The sequence below is a fragment of the Streptomyces murinus genome (assembly GCF_002154555.1).
Classification (GTDB): Bacteria; Actinomycetota; Actinomycetes; order Streptomycetales; family Streptomycetaceae; genus Streptomyces; species Streptomyces murinus.
Genome location: NZ_MUNF01000222.1, coordinates 1 through 1,142 on the forward strand (window position 1 = coordinate 1; position 1,142 = coordinate 1,142).

Below are 1,142 nucleotides of genomic sequence, written 5' to 3' on the forward strand. Positions count from 1 at the left end.
GCCGGGGCGACCGACGGCGGCGAGACCGAGTCCGAGGTGGCAGGTCGGGGTGGTCGCGTGGGCGAGGCGGGCGAAGGGCATCGCGGGCTCCGGTTCGGTCGGTTCCGGTTCGCTTCCGGTTCACGACCAACGTAACCCGCGAGAGGCTCCGCCCAGGAGCGTGGCTCGTGCGGTGGGTGCGCGAGTGCGAGTGCGTCCGGGTTGCTCGCGCCCACGCGGCNNGGCGGTGCCGCCGCGGCCGTTGCGGGAGGCCAGGGCGCCGGGGACGTTCAGGACGGTGCGGACCTCGGGGGTGAGGTGGGCGGAGATCTTGGCGAACTGCTCGTCCGTCAGCTCGTCCAGTTCCTTGCCCTCGGCCTCGGCGGCCTTGACGCACTCCCCCGCGACCTCGTGCGCCACCCGGAAGGGGACGCCCTGGCGGACCAGCCACTCGGCGATGTCGGTGGCGAGGGAGAAGCCGGCCGGGGCCAGCTCCTCCATGCGCTCGCGGTGCACGGTGAGGGTGGCCATCATGCCGGTGAAGGCGGGCAGCAGGATCTCCAGCTGGTCGCAGGAGTCGAAGACCGGCTCCTTGTCCTCCTGGAGATCGCGGTTGTAGGCGAGGGGCAGCGCCTTGAGCGTGGCCAGCAGACCGGTCAGATTGCCGATCAGGCGGCCGGACTTGCCCCGGGCCAGCTCCGCGATGTCCGGGTTCTTCTTCTGCGGCATGATCGAGGAGCCGGTGGAGAACGCGTCATGGAGGGTGACGAAGGAGAACTCCTTCGTGTTCCAGATGATGATCTCCTCGGCGATCCGGGAGAGGTTCACGCCGATCATCGCGGCGATGAAGGCGAACTCCGCGACGAAGTCACGGGAGGCCGTGCCGTCGATGGAGTTGGCGGCGCTGCCGTGCTCGAACCCGAGGTCAGCGGCCACCGCCTCCGGGTCCAGGCCGAGCGAGGAGCCGGCCAGGGCGCCGGAGCCGTACGGCGACACCGCGGTGCGCTCGTCCCACTGGCGCAGCCGCTCCGCGTCCCGGGACAGGGACTGGACATGGGCGAGCACATGGTGGGCGAAGAGCACCGGCTGGGCGTGCTGGAGATGGGTGCGGCCGGGCATCGCCACGTCCGGGTGGGCCTCGGCCAGGCCGACCAGGGCGTCCT

General features: G+C 71.5%; 1 protein-coding gene. It reads right to left on the minus strand.

Going from position 1 to position 1,142, the window contains the following annotated elements:
* Window positions 1-120: 120 nt before the first annotated feature.
* Window positions 121-1,142 (minus strand): argininosuccinate lyase (argH, locus tag CCN72_RS15295; RefSeq protein WP_244174235.1); only part of this gene is annotated, 1,022 nt, incomplete at its 5' end.